Origin of the sequence: Neomegalonema sp., assembly GCF_028688855.1 — a bacterium.
In the GTDB taxonomy this organism is placed as follows: domain Bacteria; phylum Pseudomonadota; class Alphaproteobacteria; order Rhodobacterales; family Rhodobacteraceae; genus Neomegalonema.
This window is the reverse complement of record NZ_JAQTXI010000002.1, coordinates 41,737-62,658: the sequence shown is the minus strand read 5'-3', so window position 1 is coordinate 62,658 and position 20,922 is coordinate 41,737. Positions and strand designations below refer to the sequence as shown.

Sequence of the window (20,922 nt, the reverse complement as noted above, 5' to 3'; positions counted from 1 at the left end):
ATCCGCAGGTCGGGTTAGTTGGCGGCGGGCAGCGCGAAGACGGTGAGCTGTCCGCCGAGCGCCGTGTAGTCGGAGAGCGCCGCATAGCCGCCCACGGCGCCGAGGCCGTCGTTGGCGTTGGTCAGACCGGCCGCCAGGCCGATGCCCGCCCAGCCGCCGACGCCCGAGAGCACGCCGATGTACTGCTTGCCCTTGTGCTCGTAGGTCATGACGTTGCCGATGATGCCCGAGGGGGTCTTGAAGCGGTAGAGCTCTTCGCCCGTCTTGGCGTCCACGGCCTTCAGATAGCCTTCAAGGGTGCCGTAGAACACGATGTCGCCGGCGGTGGCCATCGCGCCCGACCAGACCGAGAAGCGCTCCGGCAGAGACCAGACGATCTTGCCCTCGGTGGCGTCCCAGGCGATGAAGTTGCCCATGCCGCCGTGGCTGTCGGGGGCCGGATACATCGCGAGGGTCGCGCCGACATAGGGCTGTCCGGCGGTGTAGCTCACGCGGAAGGGCTCGTAATCCATGCAGACGTGGTTGGTCGGCACGTAGAACAGGCCGGTCCTGGGCGAGAAGGTGGTGGGCTGCTGGTCCTTGGAGCCGAGCGCCGCCGGACAGATGCCCGTCGAGTTCACGTCCTCGCCGTTCTGCTCGGTGGAGAATTCGGCCACGACCTGCGGACGGCCGTAGGTGGCGGAGGCGGGGTCCATGTCGACATGGGTGGCCCAGTTCACCGCCGGATCATATTTCTCGGCCACGAGCAGTTCGCCCGTCAGACGGTCGAGGGTGTAGCCGAAGCCGTTGCGGTCGAAGTTGACGAGCAGCTTGCGCTCGACGCCGTCGATCTCCTGATCGACGAGCAGGTTCTCGTTGATGCCGTCGTAATCCCATTCGTCATGGGGGGTCTTCTGGTAGAACCAGCGCGCCACGCCGGTGTCGGGATCGCGGGCCATGATGGTCATGGACCACTTGTTGTCGCCGGGGCGCTGCGAGGGGTTCCAGGTCGAGGGGTTGCCGGTGCCGTAATAGACGAGGTCGGCTTCGGGGTCATAGGTGAACCAGCCCCAGGTCGTGCCGCCGCCGATCTTCCACTGATCGCCTTCCCAGCTCTCCAGCGAGGAGTTCGCGCCGATGGGCTTGCCGAGGACGGTGGTCTTCTCGGGATCGACGAGCATCTCGTCGTCGGGGCCGGTGGAGTAGGCGCGCCAGGCCATCGAGCCGTCGGAGACGTTGTAGGCGGTCACATGGCCGCGCACGCCGTATTCGCCGCCCGAGATGCCGACGATGACCTTGTCCTTCACCGGCAGAACGGTGGTGGTGTTGGTCTCGCCCTTGGCGGGATCGCCGTTGACGACGCTCCATTTCACGTCGCCGGTCTTGGCGTCGAGGGCCACGAGGGTGGTGTCGGCCTGATGCAGGAACAGCACGCCGTCGGCGTAGGCGAGGCCGCGATAGACGGTGTCGCAGCACATCACGCCGATGACTTCCGGATTCTGCTGGGGCGTGTAGCGCCAGAGGATGCGGCCGTCGTCGTTCAGGTCGAGGGCGTAGACGATGTTCGGGAAGGGCGTGTGGACGTACATCACGTCGCCCACCACCAGCGGCGAGCCCTCATGGCCGCGCAGCACGCCGGTCGAGAAGGTCCAGGCGACCTGGAGGTTCTTGACGTTCGCGGCGTTGATCTCTTCGAGCTCGGAATAGCGGATGCCCGCGTAATCGCCGAGCTGCATGGTCCACTGCTTGGGATCGTCCTGGAGCGCCAGCAGGCCGTCGTTCGCGAGGGCGGGGCCGAAGAAGGACGTTCCGGCGATGGTGGCTCCAAGGAATGCGGCCTTGAAGGCGCGCATGGCGGATCTGGTCATGGATCTCCCTCCGAGAGGCGCGAGCCGAAGGGTCGCGCGAGCGTTCCTGCCTGTGAAGCCGCCCGCCTTCCGGAGAGGCTTGTCCATGCGACTTCTTATTCTTTTCTTATTTGAATCCGTAAATTCCCCCGCGTCAAGGCGAAGGGCCGCGCTTCCCCCCAAAGTATGAAGGAAGGCGCGGCCCCTGTCTGATCTGCGCGGGCGCGCTCAGAGCGCGGCGAGCTTCTCCGCATGCCAGCGCACATGATCGGCCATGAAGCTGGAGACGAAGAAATAGCTGTGGTCGTAACCCGCCTGGATGCGGAAGGTCATCGGCTGACGCCGCTTCGCCGCCGCCTCGGCCAGAGCCTCCGGCTTGAGCAGGTCGAGGAACTGGTCCGCGCCGCCCTGGTCGATGAGGATCTCGCCCGGATAGCCCTTCTCGCGCATGAGCAGGGTCGAATCATGGGGCCGCCAGAGCGTTTCGTCGGCGCCGAGATAGGCCGTGAACTGCTTGCGTCCCCAGTCGGAGGCGGTGGGGTGGGCGATGGGCGCGAAGGCCGAAACCGAGCGGTAGACCTCGGGGAAGGTCATCGCCAGGGTCAGGGCGCCATGGCCGCCCATCGAATGCCCGGTGATCCCCTGAAGCTCCCGGATGAGCGGGAAATTCGCGAAGACCACTTCGGGCAACTCGCTGACGATGTAGGTCCACATGTTGAAATGCGGCGCCCAGGGGCTTTCGGTCGCGTCCACGTAGAAGCCCGCGCCCTTGCCGAGATCATAGGCGGCGTCGTCCGCGACGCCCTCGCCGCGCGGCGAGGTGTCGGGGAAGATCAGCGCGATCCCCTGTTCGGCGGCCCAGGCCTGGGCTCCGGCCTTGGTCATGGCGTTCTCGTGGGTGCAGGTCAGCCCCGAGAGATACCACAGCGCCGGAACCGGCCCCGCCTGAGCGGCGGGCGGCAGATAGACCGCGAAGATCATCTCGCCGCCGGTGGCCTCGGAGGCGTGGGCGTAGACGCCCTGCACGCCGCCGAAGGCGCTGTTCCTGGAAATGGTCCTGAGGCTCATCAGTAGACCACCACCGAACGGATGCTCTCGCCGGTATGCATCAGGTCGAAGCCCTTGTTGATGTCCTCGAGCTTGAGGATGTGGGTGATCATCGGATCGATCTGGATCTTGCCGTCCATGTACCACTCGACGATCTCGGGCACGTCGGTGCGTCCGCGGGCGCCGCCGAAGGCCGAGCCCTTCCAGACGCGGCCCGTGACCAGCTGGAACGGACGGGTCTGGATCTCGGCGCCGGCCGGCGCCACGCCGATCACGATGGACTGGCCCCAGCCGCGATGGCAGGCCTCCAGAGCCTGACGCATCACCTTGACGTTGCCGGTGCAGTCGAAGGTGTAGTCCGCGCCGCCGATCTGGTCGAAGGGCGTCTTGGTCATGTTGACGAGATGCTGGACGATGTCGTCCTTGATCTTCGTCGGGTTGACGAAGTGGGTCATGCCGAAGCGTTCGCCCCAGGCCTTGCGGTCGTCGTTGATGTCGACGCCGATGATCATGTTCGCGCCCGCGAGCTTCAGGCCCTGGATCACGTTCAGGCCGATGCCGCCGAGCCCGAAGACCACCGCCTTGGCGCCGATCTCGACCTTGGCCGTGTTGATCACCGCGCCGACGCCCGTCGTCACGCCGCAGCCGACGTAGCAGACCTTCTCGAAGGGCGCGTCGTCGCGGATCTTGGCGAGGGCGATCTCCGGGAGCACCGTGTGGTTCGCGAAGGTCGAGCAGCCCATGTAGTGGTAGATCGGGGTGCCGTCGAGCATCGAGAAGCGCGTGGTGCCGTCGGGCATCAGGCCCTTGCCCTGGGTGGCGCGGATCGCCGTGCAGAGATTCGTCTTGCGGCTCAGGCAGGAGGGGCATTCGCGGCATTCCGGCGTATAGAGCGGAATCACGTGGTCGCCCGGCTTCAGCGAGGTCACGCCGGGGCCGACCTCCAGAACCACGCCCGCGCCCTCATGGCCGAGGATGCAGGGGAAGATGCCTTCCGGGTCGGCGCCCGAACGGGTGAAGTCGTCGGTGTGGCAGATGCCGGTGGCCTTGATCTCGACCAGGACCTCGCCGGCCTTGGGGCCTTCGAGGTTGACTTCCATGATTTCCAGAGGCTTGCCCGCTTCGAGGGCGACGGCGGCGCGAGTACGCATGATCTTCTCCTTGGAGGTCTTCTGATCGGATCTTTTCAGGACGGATGAAAGGAAGGCCGCCCCCGGAGCCGGGCTTCGGCCCGAGGCCTCCGCTCCCTCTCACAGGAGAGGGGGCTCCCGCAAGAGCGGGCTGCGCGGATCGGACCCGGAAAAAAGGGGAGGGCTCCGGAGCGGCGCGAAGGCCGCCCCGAAGCCCGCGAGCTTCGCCGGATCAGGCGGGCAGGGCGCCCGAGGCCTTGGCGGTGTGGGTGGCGATGGCGTCCATCAGCGGCGGCGAGAGCGCGTCATAGGGCTCGAGGCCCAGCTCCTTGAGGCGACCGCGGATGCCCGCCATGCGCGAGGGATCCACGCCCGACTCGATCACCGAGGAGACGAAGGCCGCGAACTCGGCCGGAGACCAGCCCGCCTGCTGCGACAGCTCGGTGTGCACGAAGTCCAGCCCGTAGAAGGGATGGGACGTGTTCTCGATGCGGCCGTACATGTGGGCGCCGCAGCCGGTGCAGGCGTGGCGCTGGATCGGCGCCGCCGCGTTGACGACGCTGAGCTTCTGCGCGTTGGCGGTGACGGTCACCTTGTCGCGGCCGACGACCGCGACCTGCGAGAAGACCGCGCCCTGCGGCTTCCAGCATTTCGTGCAGCCGCAGACGTGGTTGTGGGCGGTCTGGCCGTCGACGCGGACCTGGACCTTGTCCGTGGCGCATTTGCACTCGAGGGTGCCGCCCGCGAAATTGGCCAGCCCCGGCTTGACGCCGCTGTCCACGGCCGGATGGATCTTCACGTTCTCGTAGGTCATCTGGATTTCCTCCCCAACAAGACTTCGCCCGGAGGATAAGCCGCGCCGGAAGGGGCGGCGATTCAGCCAAAGGGAGGAAGGCCGGACGAAGTCCGGCGATGGGGCGCTCAGAAACAGACGATCTCCGCCTCGGCCTGAGCCCGCCGCAGAGGCGCCGCCAGATGGGTCGCGGCGGGCGTCCCCCGGAAGAGCGTCGCCCGCTCGCCCGCCGCCAGACGCATGCCGAGCACGGTCTCGGCGGCGACGTAGTCGTCATAGGGCAGGATCTCGGCGATCACGTCGACGGAGCAGGAGCAGCGGCGCAGGGCGTCCGGAGTCTGCCCGTTCACGGCCATGCAGCCGAAGACGTATTCGACCCGCGCCTCGGTGGGATAATCGTTGAGCGTCCCGACCGCTCCGGCGGGCGAGGCGCCCAGAGCGGCCAGAGCGGCGGAAAGGAGGGCGAATCTGCGCATCAGGGAGCCTCCGGCGTCAGGGTGAGGCGCTCATGATAGCCCCCTTCCGCAGAGGGGGTATCGGCGGAAAGGCTGAGGAGCCGACCCTCCGGCGTGATCGTGAAGACGAGCAGCAGATCCGCGAATTCGCCCATGCGCGGGCGGTTGGGATCCTTCTCGAAGGGGCGGATCTCGACGCGGTGGGCCCGGACCTCGCCTTCGGGGGCGGCCGTCGCCAGAGCCTCGCCGAGGTCCGCCGCCACGAAGCCTTCGCGCAGCCGGTTGCGGATGTAGAAGGGGCTGCCTCCCGAGGTCTCCGCCATGGAGCGCACCACGGATTCCAGGAAATAGAGCGCCATCGGCCCCGCGGAGCCCGCGGCGAATTCGGCGATCTCCACGCCCGGACGCCCCTCGACGGGTTCGCGCGCGAGGATGAAGCGCGCGCGGCCTTCGGCGTCGGTCCCGGCGGAGAGGCGCAGGAGCTCGTCGAGCGGCGGCAGGGGCGCGGGGGGCTCGATCTCCGGACCCTGGCCCGCGCGGGGCTTCGGCGCGGGCGTGACGCGCTCATGGCGCCAGAGCCCCGGATGGGGGCTCTCGGGCGCCTTCTCGCCGAGCAGCAGGTCCGACAGGGGCCCCGCCTGCGCCTGAGGCGCCGTCAGGAGGGCGCCGCCGCCCAGCGCCAGAAGCGCCGCGAACATCATCGTCTTCATCTTGATCTGCGGGGAGAGCTTCACGTCTCCTCCTCCTCGTCGTCGCGCGTGAGCATGAAGCCTCGTCCGCGCAGGGTGCGCAGCGCGAGGCCGTAATCGGAAAGCGGCGCCAGCTTGCGCCGCAGATATCCCAGATAGACGTCCACCACGTTCTCCGTCGCGCCGCCGTGCGGCGACCAGAGCGCCGCGAAGATCTCGGCGCGGGTCAGCAGCTTTCCGGCGTTGGCGATCAGCCAGGCCAGCAGCTCGCCTTCGCGTTCGGTGAGCGCGGCCTTGCGTCCGCCGGCCCCGCCCGAGACGGTCCGCGTCTCCGGATCGTAGCGCAGATCCCCGAGGCGCAAGGATTCGACCTTCGGCGCGGCCCGCAGAAGCTGCACCCTCAGCCGCGCGAGCAGCTCGCTGAGCTGGAAGGGCTTGACCACATAGTCCTGAGCCCCCGCCTGAAGCCCCTGGGCGCGGTCCTCGACCCGCGAGAGGGCGCTCAGCACGAGGGCGGGCATCATGTGGCCGCGCAGGCGCATCTCGGCCAGAAGATCGGCGCCGCTCTCCTCGCCGAGCATCATGTCCACCACGGCGGCGTCGAATCTTTCGGCCTTCAGCCGCGCGAGGGCCTCGGCGGATCCCTGCTCCCAGGCGGAGTCGTAGCCCTCCGCCGCGAAGCCTCGCCGCAGCAGGGAGGCGATGTCGGCGTCGTCCTCGACGATCAGGATCCGGGTCATGCGCGCTCCTCCTCCAGATTCGGGCCCCGATCAGGGCCCGCGTTCAGGTCCGGCCTCCGCTCCGCGAGCGGCAGGAGGAAGCGCAGCCCCAGGCCCCGACCCTCCGGAGCCGCCGGACTGAACCCCTCCACCGAACCGCCATGGGCCTCCGTCACCCAGCGCGCCAGAGCCAGCCCCACCCCGAAGCCGCCCCTCGGGGGGCCTTCCTCGGGTTCGGCCCGCTCGAAGCGCGCGAAGGCCCGCGCCAGAAGCTCCGGCGGCAGGCCCGGCCCGTCGTCGCGGATCTCGACCAGAGCCGACCCCCCCTCGCGACGGCCCGAGATCGTGACGACCGCGCCGCGTCCGGCGTATTTGGCGGCGTTCTCGAAGACGCCCGCGAAGACCTGACGCAGCCAATCCGCGTCGCCCTCCACGATCAAACCCTCCGGAGCCTCCCGACGCAAGCCCACGCCTGCGCGTTTCAGCAGGGGCGCGGCGTCTTCGGCGGCCTGAGCCAGCGCCTCGCCGAGATCGGTCGGGGCGCGCTCGAGGTCCAGCCGCCCGCTCTCCGAGCGCGCGATGCGCAGCAGATCCTCGATGCGCCGATAGAGCCGCAAGGCCCGGCTGCGGATCGCGCCGAAGCTCTCGCGCCGCAGCGGATCGGGATCGCGCAGGCCAAGCTCGGCCTCGCCGAGAATCACCGTCAGAGGCGTGCGCAGCTCATGGCCGACGTCGGCGAAGAAGCGGCGCCGCTCGGCGTCGACGCGTTCGAGGCGCTGGTTGGCCGCCCGAAGCGCGGAGCCGCGCTCCTCCACGATGGCCTCCAGCCGCTCGCGGTCGGCGGCGAGCCGCGCCTGTCGGCGATCCAGACGCGCCCGCATCTGGCGGATCCGCGCGAAGAGGAGGCCGAGTTCGTCATGGCCGCCCGCGCCCTCGGGGGGCGCCAGGCTGAGCCCTTCGGCCGCCCGCGCCGCGCCTGCGAGCCTGCGCCCCAGCGGACGCACCAGCAGCAGATGCAGCGCGAGCAGAGTCAGGGGAGCCGCCGCCGCCAGAATCAGCGCCAGACGCCGCAGCCGCAGCCTGAGGGCCTCCATGTCGCCGAGGGCGCGGTCCCGGCGTCGGGCGTCCTGCTGGATGCGGGCGGCGATCAGCGGATCCGCCTGAAGCGAATGCTGGTTCAGAGCCGCCATGCTGGCGGCCGGATCTCCGTCGGCGAGCCGCAATTGCCGCTCAAGAAGCGAGAAATGGCCGCGCAGCCGGGCGAGGTCGATCTTGCGGCCCTCGCGGCGCAGACGCTCGGCGGCGTCGGGCGCGGCCTGGACGTCCTCGTCGAGGAGGACGTCGAGCAGGGCGAAGGTGGCCGCGACGGCGAAATCCTCCGCGCCTTCCTGAGCCCCCTCCGAGACGCCCGACACCCGCCGCAAGGCCCACTCGTTCACCCGGGCCGAGAGGCTGCTCAGACTCTCGATGCGGTGTTGAGCGGCGATGGCCTCGCCCGCGAGGGATTCCGTGCGCGCCAGCCCCCGCACCGCCAGCCCCGCCGCGAAGACCGCCAGAGCCGCCAGAGCCGTCGCCCCGAGACTCAGCCTCAGCCGCAGGCCGGGCGGCCTGAGCCTCACGCCGCGCCTCCGGGCGGCGCCGCCAGACGCCGCAGCCGGGCGCGCAGATCGGCTTCGGCGAAGGGCTTGGCGAGGAATCCCACGTCGCCGGGGAGTTCGGGCGCTTCGGCGCGGATCTCCTCCAGCCGCTCGCCGCTGAGCAGAAGCGCGGGGATCGGGCTGCGGAAGGCGGCGCGGATCTCCAGGATGGCCTTTGCGCCGGTCTCGCCGTGATCGAGGCGGTAATCGCTGAGCAGAAGATCGGGCCTCAGCCCGATCCGCCGGATGGCCGCCACCGCCGCCCGCGCGCCCGAGCCCGCGAAGACCTTGAAGCCGAGCCCCTCCAGCGAGAGGGCCAGAGCATGACGCATGGCCGGATCGTTCTCCACCACCAGCGCGACGCCTCCGGCGAAGCTCTCGGCGAAGCTTTCGGCGGGCTCCGGCGGCGCGGCGGAGGCGGGGAGGGGGCGGCTCTGCGGCGAGGAGACGAGCCCCTCGGGCGCCAGAGGCAGACGCACCCGGAAGAGCGAGCCGCGTCCCACCGCGCTGTGCAATTCCAGATCATGCCCGAGCTGGAGGCAGGCCCGCCGCACGATGGAGAGCCCCAGCCCCGTTCCGGGCTGATCGGCGCGCGACAGCCGCTCGAATTCGTTGAAGACGCGTTCGCGGTCTTCGGGAGCGATGCCCGGCCCGGTGTCATGGACCTCCAGCCAGACGGAATCGCCGTCTCCCTCCTCGTCCTCGGCGGGAGTCGCGGCGCGGCGCACGCCGACGATCACCCGGCCCGCGTCGGTGTATTTCAGCGCATTGGAGACGAGATTCACCGCGATCCGCCGCAGATAGGCCGGGTCGCTCAGCACCACCCGCGAGGAGGGCACGAAACGCAGCTTCAGTCCGCGCGCCTCGGCCTGGGCCTGGAGATCGGTCGAAAGCCTCTGGAAGAGCCGTCCCAGCGCGACCGGCCCGACGTTGATCTCCAGCTTGCGGGAATCGAGCTGGGCGATTTCGAGCAGCGTATGGATCAGCTCCTCGGCGGATTCGAAATTGTCGGCGATGCGCCCGATCAGATCCTGTTGCAGCGGCGCGGGCGCCGCCTCGCTCAGATGCGAGAGGAAGAGCTTGGCCGCGCTCATCGGCTGGAGCAGGTCATGGCTGGCCGCGCGCAGGAAGCGCGATTTGGCGCGGTTGGCCTCGTCGGCGGCCTCGCGGGCCATGGCCAGCTCGTGATTGGCCGAGCTGAGCTGGGCGAGGGTGCGCTCCAGATCGAGGTTGCGCGCCATGACCTCCTTCTCCAGCATGGCCGCCGCCTGGCTCAGGGCGTAGGCGGAGCTGCGCGTCTGCTCCAGCTGGTCGATGCGGCGGATGAGCGCCTCGTTGATGCGCTTCATCTTGGCGAGGGCGCGGGCCGGATCCTCCTGCGTCTCCTCAATCGTCCAGGGGGGCATCTTCCGCGCTCTCCGTCGCCGACCTGTCGGGGCGGGCCATGAAGGCCAGTCCGACGAAGGTCTGGTTCACATGCATGCCGCCATGCTGCTCGCCATAGGTGTTGAAGCCCGCCACCCTGTGGCGGCGGAAGATGCGTCCTGCGGTCTCCTCCAGCCCGGCGCGCTCCAGCGCGATGCGCCGCAGGATGCAGTCGAAGCCCAGCACGAGGGCGGGTTCGGCCTCCAGCAGCGCGAGCCGGTCCTCCAGGCCGTCGGTGAGGTTCTCGGCCCGCCCGAGGGTCATGACCATGCCCGTCTCCACCGAGGACATCAGCCGCAGGGCGCCGCCTTCGGCGACCTCGCTGATGGCGCGCACGAAGTTCCGTCCGCCGATGCGCGCCAGAAGCGGATTCTCGGCGAAGGCGCTGGGCCCGAGTTCGGCGGGATCCAGCCCGATCAGCCGGGCGTATTCCTGGACGGCGGGCTCGGCGTTGATCTCGAGGATGAGCCGGTCTTCGGGCCGGGCGTCGGTGACCACCAGCCGGGTTTCGGTCGGGAGGATATGGTCGAAGACCACCTCCTGGACGTGGAAGTCGGCGGCCATGAGGCAGAAGACGGCGCTGTCCTGCCGGACCTCGCCGTCGAGCGCCACCCAGGCGCTTTCGAAGCGCAGGCCGTCTCCCGCCGAGCCCCCGAGCGTCAGCAGGCCGGGCAGGGCGGCGTCGGCCATGGCGCTGACCAGCTCCTCGCGCTGGCTGAGCCCGTCGATGAGCAGCACCCCGAAGCGCGTCCAGTCGGGAGCTTCGGCGGCGATCTCCTCGGCGGCGCGCCGCAGCGCGCCCATCCAGTCGAGCGCGCTGGAGCGGCGCAGGTCGCGCAGCCAGACCGGCCGGATCCGGAAATGGCTGCGCGGGAAGGCCACCGCCGCCACGCCTCCGCCTCCGGGGCGTCCGAAGGCGAATTCGCCCGCCGTCGAGCAGCCGAGGATGCGGCATCCGGCGCCGAAGGCCTCGGCCAGCAGCGCCGAGACGGGGGCCAGGGTTTCGCCTTCCGAGGCGAAGATCATGATGGCCGCCGGATCCAGTCCGGCGAAGGCCTCGGCGAGGGCCGCGGCGACCTCTTCGGGCGCGCCCCTGGCGCCCGCCGCGTGAGGATCTCCGCGCGCCGCCCGAGGAGCCGCGCCGGGAGAGAGGGCTTCCGGTCGGGCTTCGGGCCTTGCGGCGGGCTTGCGCCGGGATGCGGCTTCGCCCGGCTCCATCACGCGGGTCTTCATGCGGGGCGGTCTCAGCGCGAGAAGATGCGCGCGCGATTGGCGAGGAAGGCCACCTGCGTGCGGTTGCGGACGCGGATCTTGGACATGATCGCCGCGATATGCGTCTTGACCGTCGCCTCGGCGATGGAGAGCTCGTAGGAGATGAGCTTGTTGGGCCTTCCCTCGCAGATCAGCCGCAGGATCTTGAACTGTTGGGGCGTGAGGGTGGCGAAATCGCGGGCGAGGGCTGCGGCGTCCTCTTCTCCGGCTCCGGCGGCTTCGCAGCCTTCGGGCAGCACGACGTCTCCGGCCCACATGCGCGAGAAGGCGGCGACCATCTCCTTGCGCTCCAGGGTCTTGAGCACGTAGCCGCGGGCTCCGGCGCCGATGACGCCCTCGACAAGCTGCGGGTCGAGGGTCGAGGAGATGACCGTGAGCGGCGCGTCCTCGGCGAGCCGGCGCAGGCTCATCACGCCTTCGAGCCCTTCGGCGTCGGGCAGATTGAGGTCCAGCGCCACGGCGTCGGGCGGCCCGTCCTGCGCGAGGCTCTCCTTGGCCGCCGCGAGGCTGGAGACGGTGCGCACGCGCTTCAGGTCGAAGGCGCGCTTGAGCGTGAAGGCGAGCGCGTCGCAGATCAGCGGATGGTCGTCGACGATGAGCAGGTCCCGCACGGATGCGATCCTGGCCCGGCGCGCGATCTCCTCGCCCGAGATGGGGGTGTCCATGTCGTCCTCCCTGTCGCCTGCGGTCTCTGGGTCCGCTGGGCTTCTTGAGAGAAGTTTAAGACCAAATCCTGCGAAAGACATATCAAACTTTGCGCGAAGGGCCGTTTTCCGGAGAAATCCCGGCGCGGAGGGGCGTCGGGCGGAGTTCGGCGAAGCTCGGGAGCGGGGCCGGTTCAGGGCAGATGCGCGCGGGCCGCCCTTCCGAGGGCGAAGGCGCGCTGCTCCAGAATCACCGGCGTCTCGCAGACGTAGGTCAGGGATTGCTGACGGTCCTGGAAGATGCGGGTGGACCAGTCGAGCTCCTTCTCGGCGGCGTCGAGGGCGTCGAAATCGGGCGGATCGGCGGCGTTCAGCTTCTCGAATCGGGCGCGCAGATCCTCGATGGTCCTGTCCATGGCGGCCTGCTTGTGGGCGTAGCGCGTGATGCCGCTCATGACGCGGCTGCGCGCGGCGTTGATCCGCTCGAAGACCGCGAGATAAAGGGCGGCGACGTCTTCGGGGGGGGCCTCTGCGGCGAAGGCGGCGATCAGCGCCTCGGCTTCGGGCAGGGGCGTGCGGCGCTGGGCGAGCCGCGCGGCGAGATCCTGGATCTTCGCCTCGCGGGCGCGGGCCTCCATGGCTTCGTCGGGCGCGGGGCCGCTCCAGACCTGCCCGAGCGTGATCTGCGGCACGCGCCTCTGGATGCAGGGCCAGTCCGGATCGAGGGGCCCCGCCGCCTGCGCGCTCCCGAGGCCGCAGACCAGAGCCGCCGTCGCGGCGAGCAGCGCAATCCTGAACATGCCGGGTCTCCTCCATCCTGCGCGGGCTTCAGGCGCCGCGTTTGCGCCAGAGCCCTCTGGCGGGATCGTACATCACGACGGTCAGGGCGAAGAACGCCATGGCGCATCCCGCCACCGCCAGAAAGGACTTCAGGTCGAATCTGCAATAGAGCGCGAAACGGATCAACTCCACCGCATGGGTGAAGGGGTTCCACTGACAGATCAGATGCAGCAGCGGGCTCGATTCGCGGATCCGCCAGAGCGGGTAAAGCGCGCTGGAGGCGAAGAACATCGGGAAGATGACGAAGTTCATCACGCCCGCGAAGTTCTCCAGCTGCCGGATCGTCGAGGAGATGAAGAGCCCCAGAGCCCCCAGCATCAGCCCCGAGAGGATCAGCGCGGGCAGCACCGCCACATAGCCCCAGAGCGGCGGCTCCACCCGCCAGAGCCAGGCGATGAAGAGGAAGGCGTAGACCTGAAGACAGGAGACCATCACGCTCGCCGCCAGCTTCGAGCCCAGCAGGAACCAGCGCGGATAGGGGCTGACGAGCAGGGTCCGCATGGCGCCGGTCTCGCGGTCGTAGACCATCGAGAGCGAGGATTGCATCCCGCTGAACAGCAGGATCATCGCGCAGAGCCCCGGCGCGACGTAGGTGTCATAAAGCACGTAGGTCTGGTAGGGCGGGATGATCGAGAGCCCCAGCACCGAGCGGAACCCCGCCGCGAAGATGAACAGCCACACCAGAGGCCGCACCAGAGCCGCCAGAAAGCGCCCCTTCTGACGCAGGAACCGCAGGCCCTCGCGCCAGAGGATTCCGCGGAAGGCCGCGAACCATCCGGGCCTCACGAGGCGCCGCCCGTCAGCGCGAGGAAGGCTTCCGTCAGGGTCTGGTCTCCGGCGAGCTCCGCCGCGCGGCCTTGCGCGAGAACCTCGCCCTTGTGCAGCAGGATCACGCGGTCCTCCGGTTCGATCTCGTCGAAATTATGGGTGGCCCAGAGCGTCGAGACGCCTTCGCGCGCGATGAGGCCGCGCACCAGAGCCAGCACTTCGGCCCGCGCCCGCACGTCGAGCCCCGCCGCCGCCTCGTCGAGGAGCAGGAGCTCCGGCTTGTGGAGCAGCGCGCGCCCGATCTCGGCGCGGCGCTGCTGGCCGCCCGACAGGGCCGCCGCCCGCGCCTCCATCTTCTCCTCGAGTCCGACCATCGCCGCGACCTCTTCGATGCGCGCCCGCGCCCTGCGCCCGGAGATTCCGTGCAGGGCGGCGTGATAGGTCAGATTCTGCCGCAAGGTCAGATCGAGATCCAGCGCCCGGCTCTGGAAGACCACCCCCATCCGCGCGAGGGCCTCGCCCGACTGGCGGCGCAGATCATGGCCCGCGGCTTCGATCAGGCCGCTCCGGCTGTCGTAGAGCCGGGTGATGACCGAGAAGAGCGTGGTCTTGCCCGCGCCGTTCGCGCCGAGCAGAGCGGCGAAAGCTCCGCGGGGGACCGCGAAGCTCACGTTCTTCAGCGCCTGGAAACGGCCGAAGCTGTGGCCGACTCCCTCGACCCTCAGGGCGGGGGAGCCGGAATCGGGCCGGGGAGCGGTCAGGCTCACTCCTTGCGCATGCCGATGACGTTGAAGTCCTTGTCCAGCTTCACGTCATACTGGCCGTCGCGACAGGCGACGTCGTCCACGTCGAATCCGCCGTTGTCCTCGACGTCGATCTCGTCGGGATCGACGTCGCAATCCTGGGCGGCGAGAACCGCCGTGATGCGGGCGATCTGCTCGGCGGTGGGATCGTCGTCGGCCAGGGCGGGCGCGGCGACGAACAGGAGCCCCGCGGCTCCGAAGGCGGCGAAAAGCTTCTTCATGGAGACTTCCTTCCCGAAAACCCGCTCAGCCCCGATGGCGAAGCGGCGCAAGAATCTGGAGAATCACTGGCCGGTGATGACGAAGGTGGCGCGCTGGCTCTCGCCCGAGGATCCGGGGATGCTCAGGTGATAGGTGCCCGGCACCACCGCCACGAAGGAGATCAGGGCCTCGCCCGCCGCGTCGAACTCGATGGAGTGGACGCCCATGGGGCGGATCTCGATCTTGTTGATGACGATCTCGTTGATCCAGATGGCGCGGAAGAAGTCGCCGCCCGAGAGCGCCAGCTCCGCCGAGCCGTCGGCGACGAGCTTGACCCGGTAATACTTGCCCGAGATGAGATTATAGGTCTCGGCGGCGACTGGCTTGCCGGAGGCCAGGGTGATGTCGGGCAGATCCTCGCGGTTGGTGCGCGAGAGCAGTCCCGCGAAGCCGAGTTGCGCCCGAGCGCTCTCGGCGCCGATCCCGAAGGCGAAAGCGCCCGCCAGCACGGCGGCGGCCAGAGTCTTCTTCATCACGTTTCCTCTCGAGTTTCTGATTTGAAGTTCGGGGCTCGGGACCGGGGGTCAGGGGACGGCCACGACGCCCCAGGGCTGTTCGCCCACCTGAACGGACTTGAGCACCTTGTCCGTCGCGACCTCGATGACCGACACGTCGTTGGAGTTGCCGTTGGTGGTGAAGAGATGCTTCCCGTCCGCCGAGAAGGCCAGCTGCCAGACGCGCTGCCCGACGAGGAGGTAATCCTTCACGGCGTAGGTCTCGGCGTCGACCACCGCGACGCGATTCGCCGGGCCGAGCGCCACATAGGCCTTCTTGCCGTCCGCGGTGACGCGCAGGCCGACCGGCTGGAGCGCCTCGGGCAGCACGCCGGGGACGGCGAATTCGATCTTGTGCGCGATCTCGTAGTTGTCGGCCGGATCCAGCACCGAGACCGTGCCGCCGATCTCCGAGGTCACGAAGAGCTTGCCGCCCTCCGGCGAGAACTGCGCGAAGCGGGGACGCGAATCCACCAGGGTGTTGGCGAAGATCTCGAAGGTCTCGGTGTCGATCATGTGGGCCATGTTGGTGGTCTCGGAGGTGTTGACCACCACCTTGCCGTCCGGCGAGACGCCCATGCCTTCGGGCTCGACGCCCACGGGGATCTCGGCGAGCACCTGCCGCGTATGGACGTCCACCACCGTGACGATGTTGTCGTCCTCATTGGCGATGAACAGCGGATTCCCCGAAGGATGCAGCACGAAGAGCTCGGGATCGGGGCCCGAGGGCAGGGAGGGAAGCTCCTCGTAGGTCTCGGTGTCGAAGACCCGCACGAGGTTGTCGTCCGAGGCGCAGATGTAGAGGGTCTTGCCGTCGGGAGAGGCGGTGATCCCGCGCGGACGCTGCCCGCCGTTGAAGGTGTGGATGACCTCGAAGCTCGTCCCGTCGAGGACGGTGATGGTGTTGCCCTTCTCGTTGCTGACGAAGATCTTCGAGGCGTCGGCGGGGGTGGCGAAGAGCGCGGCCGAAGCCATGAGCGCGGCGAAGACTCGGTTCACTGGACGTCCTCCCTGTGGTCTTGTCGTTGCGTTCAGAACTTGCAGGCGGTTTCCGGCCGGTCGATCCCCAGGCTGTCGAGCTGCGAGACCTGATGGAGAAACTGCTCCTGCGGCGAGACGGAGGCCGTCACGGGGCCGGAGGCCAGCAGGATCGGCTGACGCAATTGTCCGTCCCAGGGGCGGAAGCTCAGGGCCTGCCCCTTGAAGGCGGCGAGCTGGAGCTGATCGCCCCGGACATAGGCCGAGAGCGTGGCGAAATCGCCGGATTTCGTCCGCGAGGCCGCTTCGCCCACCGCCCGCAGAGCCGCCCAGGCCTGATAATCCTCCGGACGGGCGGGACGGGCGGATTGCCGCTCGAAGCGGGTCTGCCACTGGGTGGCGCCCCAGGCTTCGTGGGCCGGATGCCAGCTCACGGGACGCAGCCCCGCCGAGCCCGTCACCAGACGCGGCTCCCAGGTGTGATAGGGCAGCCAGGAGGCGAAGACGTCGGCGCGGTCGGCGGCGACCACCACCTCGTGAGCCTTCGCGCCCTGCATGAAGACCGGAAGCTGCGCCTGAATCTGCGCATGTCCGCTGTCGGTGCGGCGGGCGCCTCCGGCGTCCTCGAAGGTCCGCTCCTCGACGATGCGGGCGCCGAACTTCTTCGCCGCGCGCCGATAGGCCTCCGCGAGGGCCTTGTCCTCGGGGTGGCTCCCCGAGACCAGCAGCCAGTCGTCCCAGCGCTTCCAGATGAGGAATTGCGCCAGAGCGTCGGCCAGCATGGCGTCGCTGGGGGCGGTGTGGAGCAGATTGGCGCGGCAAAGCCCGGCGCGCAGGGAGTCGTCGGTGGCTCCGGCGTTGAAGATCAGGGCCGCCTCTCCCGCCTGATCGGCGAGCTTCGCGGTGGTTTCGGCGTCGGCCAGCACCACGATGAAGGGGATTCCGGCCTCCAGCAGCTTCGCCATTTCGGCTTCGACGGTCTCGGGGCTGGCGACGGCCTCCGTGAGGGCGAAGCTCTGGCCCATGAAGCGGCCCGTGGTGGCGTTGTCGGCGGTGGCGAGCTTCGCCCCCGCGAGCCCCAGATCCGCCGGAGGCAGATCCAGCCGCGAGATCGGCGCCGGACCGGGGGAATCCACGCGCAGCACGGCGGCGCGGATCTCGACGGGCTCCGGCGCGGGGGCTTGGGCCGAGGCCGTCGAGGCCGGAGCCAGCGCCAGAAGGACGGCGAGCGAAGGCGCGCGCGCGGCGGTCGCGGCGAAATTCATGAACTCCTCCCAAAGCCTTTTCGCGCATTGGGGAGGCCTCCAGAAGATTAGGCAACAGCTTTTTTTTATTAAGAATTGAATAAGACAATGAAATCATCAAGACTCATACTTTTGTTTGAAATCCACCAAAGTGGGATTGTTCTCAAGAATTTAAGCGGCGGATAATGGCGACGCGAAGCGTTTCCCGATCTGCGAAGAAACGCCCCTTGGGAGGATTTTCGAACATGCGCCACCCCCTCACCGCCGCCGTGCTTGGACTGGGCCTCGGCCTGTCGCTGCTGGCCAGCGCCGCCGAGGCCCATGGACCCTCGCGTCAGAAGACGTCTCAGGAGGCGCTGCTGAACGCCTCTCCGGATGAGGTCTGGGCGGCCGTCGGCCAGTTCGGGGACATGAGCTGGCATCCCGCCGTCTTCTCCACCGAGGCCCCCCAGGGCAACGAGATCAAGGGCCGGCGCACCCTGACCCTCGGCGCCGCCGACGGCCCGCAGCTCCTCGAGGAGCTGACCAAATACGACGCCGACAAGCGCAGCTACTCCTACCGCATCTCGAAGGACGACGTCACGATCCTGCCGGTGACGAACTACTCCTCGACGCTGAAGGTCGAGGACCGCGAGGGCAAGGCCCTCGTGACCTGGAGCGGCGCCTTCTATCGCGGACATCCGAACAACAACCCGCCTCCGGAGTTGACCGACGAAGCCGCGATCAAGGCCGTGAACGACCTCTATCGCGCCGGACTGGACAATCTCGCCGAACGCTTCGGCGCCGGAGAAGGCGGCTGATCCGCTTCCTTGCGCTGTGCTGCGCGGCGGCCCTGACCGTCGCGCCCCTCGCTGCGCGGGCGGGCGAGATCGCGGCGATCACCTCGCAGAACGCCGACCTGCTGACCCTCTACGACGTGGGCGAGGGGACGGAGATCGCGCGGGTTCCCCTGCCGGGCAAGCCCGCGGCGGCGGCGGCCTCTCCGCGCGGCGGAGCGGTCTACGCCGTTTCGGTGGAGCCGGGGCGGCTCTGGCGGGTTTCGACCTCGGGCGAGGTTCTGGCCGAATTCGCGCTTCCGGGCTGGAGTCCGCTGGGCCTGGCCCTCGACCCGGTTTCGGGGCGGGCCTACGTCTCCGACTGGGCGGAGCGGCGCGTGGTGGAGGTCTCGCCGGACCTCGAGGAGAAGCTGCGCGAATTCCCGACCGGCGGCGCGCCTTCGGGTCTGGCGGTCTCGGCGGACGGGCGGCGTCTGGTCGTCGCCGAGCGCGACGAAAACCGCCTTCTCGTGATCGACCTGGCCTCCGGCGGGAGCTTCGCCGTCGCGGTCGGCGAGCATCCCTTCGGCGTGACCCTGCGCGGCGATCTCGCCTTCACGGCGGACGTGCTCTCGAACAGGGTCAGCGTGGTGGATCTGGAGAAGCGCGCGAAGATCGCGGAGATCCCCACCGGCGAACGCCCCTACGCCCTGGCCTTCGCCAGAGGGCGCGGCTTCGTGACCAATCAGTATTCGGAAAGCCTCACCGTCTTCGACGCCGCGAGCCTCGCCGTGATCGGCGAGATCGCGGTGGGCGAATATCCCGAGGGAATCGCCGCCACGGCCGACGAAGGGCGCCTCTGGGTCGCCAACTGGTTTTCCGACAGCGTGACCCTGATCGATCCCGAAAGCCTGGAGGCGGTCGGGGAAATCGCGACGCCCGCCGGTCCCCGAGCCTTCGGCGCCTTCATCGGGCCGCGCGAGGCCGCCCCCTGATCGGGCGGGGGATCTGCGGAAATCCGATCCATTCCATATGCTTGAGAAGATCATGAGAAATCCGTCGCGGGATCGTGAGACTAAAGTCCATATTTGAAGGCGGGAGTCCGGCCTCTATGGTCTTTGCGTGACGGATTTCTTGGAAGCACGCCTGTCCGGGAAGCATTCATCAAAGACAAGCCAAGAATAACGGACGCCATCGGGGAATAATTCTCCGGGGAAATGGCGGAAGTTCGCGGAGGAGACTCATGAAGAATTCGCTGTTCAAGTCGGGAGTCGCGCTTCTTGCGCTCGTCGCCCTGCCGGCCCTGGCCGTCGCCAAGGACGTGACCTGGGAAGACATCCTCAACGACGCCGAGACGCCCGAAGACGTCCTCGGATATGGCGTCGGCCCCAAGGCCCAGCGCTTCAGCCCGCTCGAGAAGATCAACGTCGACAACGTCGGCCTGCTCAAGCCGAAGTGGGCCTTCTCCTTCGGCGACGAGAAGCAGCGCGGCCAGGAGGCCCAGGCCATCGTCCATGACGGCGTGATCTACGTCACCGCCTCCTATTCGCGCATCTTCGCGCTGGACTCCAGGACCGGCCGCCGCCTCTGGAAATACGAGGCCCGCCTGCCCGAGGACATCCGTCCCTGCTGCGACGTGATCAACCGCGGCGCCGCCATCTTCGGCGACAAGGTGTTCTTCGGCGCCCTGGACGCCAGCCTCATCGCCCTGAACAAGGAGACCGGCAAGGTCGCCTGGCGCGAGAAGTTCGGCGACCACAAGGTCGGCTACACGATCACCGGCGCCCCGACCATCGTCAAGGACGCCGAGACCGGCCGCATGCTGCTGATCCACGGCAACTCCGGCGACGAATTCGGCGTGATCGGCCGCCTCTACGCCCGCGATCCCGAGACCGGCAAGGAGATCTGGTCGCGTCCCTTCGTCGAGGGCCACAAGGGCACGCTCGACGGCGCCGAATCCACCCCGACCGGCGATCCCTCCGCGCCCTCCTGGCCGAACACCGAGTCCGGCGAGAAGGTCGAGGCCTGGAGCCATGGCGGCGGCGCCCCCTGGCAGTCGGCGAGCTTCGACGTCGAGAGCAACACGCTCATCGTCGGCGCGGGCAACCCGGCCCCCTGGAACACCTGGGAGCGCACCCCGGGCGACTCGCTCTACACCTCGGGCCAGGCCTACGTGAACCCGGCGAACGGCGAGCTGGTCGGCTTCTACCAGCACACCCCGAACGACGCCTGGGACTTCTCGGGCAACAACGAGATCATCATCTTCGACTACAAGCAGGAAGACGGCACGACGATCCGCGCCGGCGCCCATGCCGACCGCAACGGCTTCTTCTACGTCACCGACATCGAGAAGCTCTCGGCGCGCGGCGGCGAGATCAACCGTCCGACCGCCCTGCTCGCGGCCTATCCCTTCGTGGACCAGATCACCTGGGCCAAGGGCATCGACCTCGAGACCGGCCGTCCCATCGAGGTCGAGGGCCAGCGTCCGCCTCCGCCCGCCGAAGGCGAGCGTCAGGGCGCGACGATCCAGGTCACGCCGCCCTTCCTCGGCGGCAAGAACTGGAACCCGATGGCCTACAGCCCCCAGACGGGCCTGTTCTACATCCCGGCCAACAACTGGACCGAGGATTACTGGACCGAGAACGTCACCTACAACCCCGGCGCGGCCTATCTGGGTCAGGGCTTCCGCATCAAGCGGCTCTATGACGACCACGTCGGCATCCTGCGCGCCATGGACCCGACCACCGGCAAGATCGTCTGGGAGCACAAGGAGCACATGCCGCTCTGGGCGGGCACCCTGACCACCGCGGGCAACCTGATCTTCACCGGCACCTCCGACGGCTACGTCAAGGCCTTCAACGCGGCCACCGGCGAAGAGCTGTGGAAGTTCCAGACCGGTTCGGGCATCATCTCGGTGCCGGTCACCTGGGAAGAGGACGGCAAGCAGTATCTCGGGCTTTCCTCGGGCTACGGCGGCGCGGTTCCGCTCTGGGGCGGCGACATGGCGGTCCTGACCACTCAGGTCAGCCAGGGCGGCAGCTTCTGGGTCTTCGAGCTGCCGAGCGACGAGCACGCCGCGAACTGAGCTTGAGCCCCTCGCCGAGGCGAGGCGGATGTGAAGGGCGCGGGGCGCGGGCGGAGA

The 20,922-nt window shown here is 68.7% G+C and carries 21 protein-coding genes; 3 read left to right on the top strand and 18 right to left on the bottom strand.

What is annotated here, in order from left to right:
* Window positions 1-14: 14 nt before the first annotated feature.
* The 18 genes from PHN62_RS01800 to PHN62_RS01715 form a co-directional block, all read right to left on the bottom strand.
* On the bottom strand, window positions 15-1,847 hold the full coding sequence (locus PHN62_RS01800; RefSeq protein ID WP_300145456.1) for a methanol/ethanol family PQQ-dependent dehydrogenase: 1,833 nt from the start codon (window positions 1,845-1,847) through the stop codon (window positions 15-17).
* Window positions 1,848-2,054: 207 nt separating this feature from the next.
* Window positions 2,055-2,894 (bottom strand): S-formylglutathione hydrolase, encoded by an 840-nt coding sequence (fghA, locus tag PHN62_RS01795; protein WP_300145454.1) that lies wholly within the window; start codon window positions 2,892-2,894, stop codon window positions 2,055-2,057.
* A complete protein-coding gene (locus tag PHN62_RS01790) occupies window positions 2,894-4,024 on the bottom strand; it encodes an S-(hydroxymethyl)glutathione dehydrogenase/class III alcohol dehydrogenase (RefSeq protein ID WP_300145451.1) in 1,131 nt (376 codons plus the stop codon). Before PHN62_RS01790 ends, fghA begins: the two co-directional genes overlap by 1 nt.
* A 211-nt stretch (window positions 4,025-4,235) precedes the next feature.
* Window positions 4,236-4,817, bottom strand: a complete 582-nt coding sequence (gfa, locus tag PHN62_RS01785) for an S-(hydroxymethyl)glutathione synthase (RefSeq protein WP_300145448.1) — start codon at window positions 4,815-4,817, stop codon at window positions 4,236-4,238.
* Window positions 4,818-4,924: 107 nt separating this feature from the next.
* Window positions 4,925-5,272 carry a hypothetical protein gene (locus PHN62_RS01780; protein WP_300145445.1) on the bottom strand — a complete coding sequence of 116 codons (348 nt, stop codon included), beginning with the start codon at window positions 5,270-5,272 and terminating at the stop codon, window positions 4,925-4,927.
* On the bottom strand, window positions 5,272-5,985 hold the full coding sequence (locus PHN62_RS01775; RefSeq protein ID WP_300145441.1) for a hypothetical protein: 714 nt from the start codon (window positions 5,983-5,985) through the stop codon (window positions 5,272-5,274). The genes PHN62_RS01780 and PHN62_RS01775 overlap by 1 nt, the downstream gene beginning before the upstream one ends.
* Window positions 5,982-6,680 (bottom strand): response regulator transcription factor, encoded by a 699-nt coding sequence (locus tag PHN62_RS01770; protein WP_300145438.1) that lies wholly within the window; start codon window positions 6,678-6,680, stop codon window positions 5,982-5,984. The genes PHN62_RS01775 and PHN62_RS01770 overlap by 4 nt, the downstream gene beginning before the upstream one ends.
* A complete protein-coding gene (locus PHN62_RS01765) occupies window positions 6,677-8,278 on the bottom strand; it encodes a HAMP domain-containing sensor histidine kinase (RefSeq protein WP_300145435.1) in 1,602 nt (533 codons plus the stop codon). The genes PHN62_RS01770 and PHN62_RS01765 overlap by 4 nt, the downstream gene beginning before the upstream one ends.
* Window positions 8,275-9,702, bottom strand: a complete 1,428-nt coding sequence (locus tag PHN62_RS01760; RefSeq protein WP_300145431.1) for a hybrid sensor histidine kinase/response regulator — start codon at window positions 9,700-9,702, stop codon at window positions 8,275-8,277. Before PHN62_RS01760 ends, PHN62_RS01765 begins: the two co-directional genes overlap by 4 nt.
* The gene (locus tag PHN62_RS01755; protein ID WP_300145428.1) at window positions 9,683-10,954 is read right to left on the bottom strand and encodes an FIST N-terminal domain-containing protein; all 1,272 of its coding nucleotides are present in this window, start codon (window positions 10,952-10,954) and stop codon (window positions 9,683-9,685) included. Before PHN62_RS01755 ends, PHN62_RS01760 begins: the two co-directional genes overlap by 20 nt.
* 11 nt (window positions 10,955-10,965) lie before the next feature.
* Window positions 10,966-11,658 carry a response regulator transcription factor gene (locus tag PHN62_RS01750; protein ID WP_300145425.1) on the bottom strand — a complete coding sequence of 231 codons (693 nt, stop codon included), beginning with the start codon at window positions 11,656-11,658 and terminating at the stop codon, window positions 10,966-10,968.
* Between the two features lie 173 nt (window positions 11,659-11,831).
* Window positions 11,832-12,437, bottom strand: coding sequence for a hypothetical protein (locus PHN62_RS01745; RefSeq protein WP_300145423.1), 606 nt, complete (start codon window positions 12,435-12,437; stop codon window positions 11,832-11,834).
* A 28-nt stretch (window positions 12,438-12,465) separates the two neighbouring features.
* Window positions 12,466-13,263, bottom strand: a complete 798-nt coding sequence (locus PHN62_RS01740; protein WP_300145421.1) for an ABC transporter permease — start codon at window positions 13,261-13,263, stop codon at window positions 12,466-12,468.
* Window positions 13,260-14,012 carry an ATP-binding cassette domain-containing protein gene (locus tag PHN62_RS01735; protein WP_300145419.1) on the bottom strand — a complete coding sequence of 251 codons (753 nt, stop codon included), beginning with the start codon at window positions 14,010-14,012 and terminating at the stop codon, window positions 13,260-13,262. The genes PHN62_RS01740 and PHN62_RS01735 overlap by 4 nt, the downstream gene beginning before the upstream one ends.
* Complete coding sequence (locus tag PHN62_RS01730; protein ID WP_300145417.1) at window positions 14,009-14,269, bottom strand: PepSY domain-containing protein; 261 nt, start codon at window positions 14,267-14,269, stop codon at window positions 14,009-14,011. Before PHN62_RS01730 ends, PHN62_RS01735 begins: the two co-directional genes overlap by 4 nt.
* A gap of 63 nt (window positions 14,270-14,332) precedes the next feature.
* On the bottom strand, window positions 14,333-14,782 hold the full coding sequence (locus PHN62_RS01725) for a hypothetical protein (protein WP_300145414.1): 450 nt from the start codon (window positions 14,780-14,782) through the stop codon (window positions 14,333-14,335).
* Window positions 14,783-14,833: 51 nt separating this feature from the next.
* Window positions 14,834-15,778 (bottom strand): YVTN family beta-propeller repeat protein, encoded by a 945-nt coding sequence (locus PHN62_RS01720; RefSeq protein ID WP_300145946.1) that lies wholly within the window; start codon window positions 15,776-15,778, stop codon window positions 14,834-14,836.
* A 56-nt stretch (window positions 15,779-15,834) separates the two neighbouring features.
* The gene (locus PHN62_RS01715) at window positions 15,835-17,046 is read right to left on the bottom strand and encodes an ABC transporter substrate-binding protein (protein WP_300145411.1); all 1,212 of its coding nucleotides are present in this window, start codon (window positions 17,044-17,046) and stop codon (window positions 15,835-15,837) included.
* A 224-nt stretch (window positions 17,047-17,270) separates the two neighbouring features.
* On the opposite strand from PHN62_RS01715, the gene PHN62_RS01710 reads away from it, so the two are divergent.
* The 3 genes from PHN62_RS01710 to PHN62_RS01700 all read left to right on the top strand — a co-directional run bounded on the left by PHN62_RS01710 (window position 17,271) and on the right by PHN62_RS01700 (window position 20,865).
* A complete protein-coding gene (locus tag PHN62_RS01710; RefSeq protein WP_300145409.1) occupies window positions 17,271-17,825 on the top strand; it encodes an SRPBCC family protein in 555 nt (184 codons plus the stop codon).
* A gap of 116 nt (window positions 17,826-17,941) precedes the next feature.
* Window positions 17,942-18,775, top strand: a complete 834-nt coding sequence (locus tag PHN62_RS01705; protein WP_300145406.1) for a YncE family protein — start codon at window positions 17,942-17,944, stop codon at window positions 18,773-18,775.
* A 248-nt stretch (window positions 18,776-19,023) separates the two neighbouring features.
* On the top strand, window positions 19,024-20,865 hold the full coding sequence (locus tag PHN62_RS01700; RefSeq protein WP_300145403.1) for a methanol/ethanol family PQQ-dependent dehydrogenase: 1,842 nt from the start codon (window positions 19,024-19,026) through the stop codon (window positions 20,863-20,865).
* The last annotated feature ends 57 nt before the right edge of the window (window positions 20,866-20,922 follow it).

What these genes read in the sequence shown, in the direction of transcription:
- gfa (WP_300145448.1), bottom strand. Translation starts at nt 4,817, where the DNA reads ATGACCTACGAGAACGTGAAGATCCATCCGGCCGTGGACAGCGGCGTC.
- fghA (WP_300145454.1), bottom strand. Translation starts at nt 2,894, where the DNA reads ATGAGCCTCAGGACCATTTCCAGGAACAGCGCCTTCGGCGGCGTGCAG.
- PHN62_RS01725 (WP_300145414.1), bottom strand. Translation starts at nt 14,782, where the DNA reads ATGAAGAAGACTCTGGCCGCCGCCGTGCTGGCGGGCGCTTTCGCCTTC.
- PHN62_RS01760 (WP_300145431.1), bottom strand. Translation starts at nt 9,702, where the DNA reads ATGCCCCCCTGGACGATTGAGGAGACGCAGGAGGATCCGGCCCGCGCC.
- PHN62_RS01720 (WP_300145946.1), bottom strand. Translation starts at nt 15,778, where the DNA reads ATGGCTTCGGCCGCGCTCTTCGCCACCCCCGCCGACGCCTCGAAGATC.
- PHN62_RS01715 (WP_300145411.1), bottom strand. Translation starts at nt 17,046, where the DNA reads ATGAATTTCGCCGCGACCGCCGCGCGCGCGCCTTCGCTCGCCGTCCTT.
- PHN62_RS01750 (WP_300145425.1), bottom strand. Translation starts at nt 11,658, where the DNA reads ATGGACACCCCCATCTCGGGCGAGGAGATCGCGCGCCGGGCCAGGATC.
- PHN62_RS01755 (WP_300145428.1), bottom strand. Translation starts at nt 10,954, where the DNA reads ATGAAGACCCGCGTGATGGAGCCGGGCGAAGCCGCATCCCGGCGCAAG.
- PHN62_RS01770 (WP_300145438.1), bottom strand. Translation starts at nt 6,680, where the DNA reads ATGACCCGGATCCTGATCGTCGAGGACGACGCCGACATCGCCTCCCTG.
- PHN62_RS01730 (WP_300145417.1), bottom strand. Translation starts at nt 14,269, where the DNA reads ATGAAGAAGCTTTTCGCCGCCTTCGGAGCCGCGGGGCTCCTGTTCGTC.
- PHN62_RS01790 (WP_300145451.1), bottom strand. Translation starts at nt 4,024, where the DNA reads ATGCGTACTCGCGCCGCCGTCGCCCTCGAAGCGGGCAAGCCTCTGGAA.
- PHN62_RS01700 (WP_300145403.1), top strand. Translation starts at nt 19,024, where the DNA reads ATGAAGAATTCGCTGTTCAAGTCGGGAGTCGCGCTTCTTGCGCTCGTC.
- PHN62_RS01745 (WP_300145423.1), bottom strand. Translation starts at nt 12,437, where the DNA reads ATGTTCAGGATTGCGCTGCTCGCCGCGACGGCGGCTCTGGTCTGCGGC.
- PHN62_RS01800 (WP_300145456.1), bottom strand. Translation starts at nt 1,847, where the DNA reads ATGACCAGATCCGCCATGCGCGCCTTCAAGGCCGCATTCCTTGGAGCC.
- PHN62_RS01780 (WP_300145445.1), bottom strand. Translation starts at nt 5,272, where the DNA reads ATGCGCAGATTCGCCCTCCTTTCCGCCGCTCTGGCCGCTCTGGGCGCC.
- PHN62_RS01710 (WP_300145409.1), top strand. Translation starts at nt 17,271, where the DNA reads ATGCGCCACCCCCTCACCGCCGCCGTGCTTGGACTGGGCCTCGGCCTG.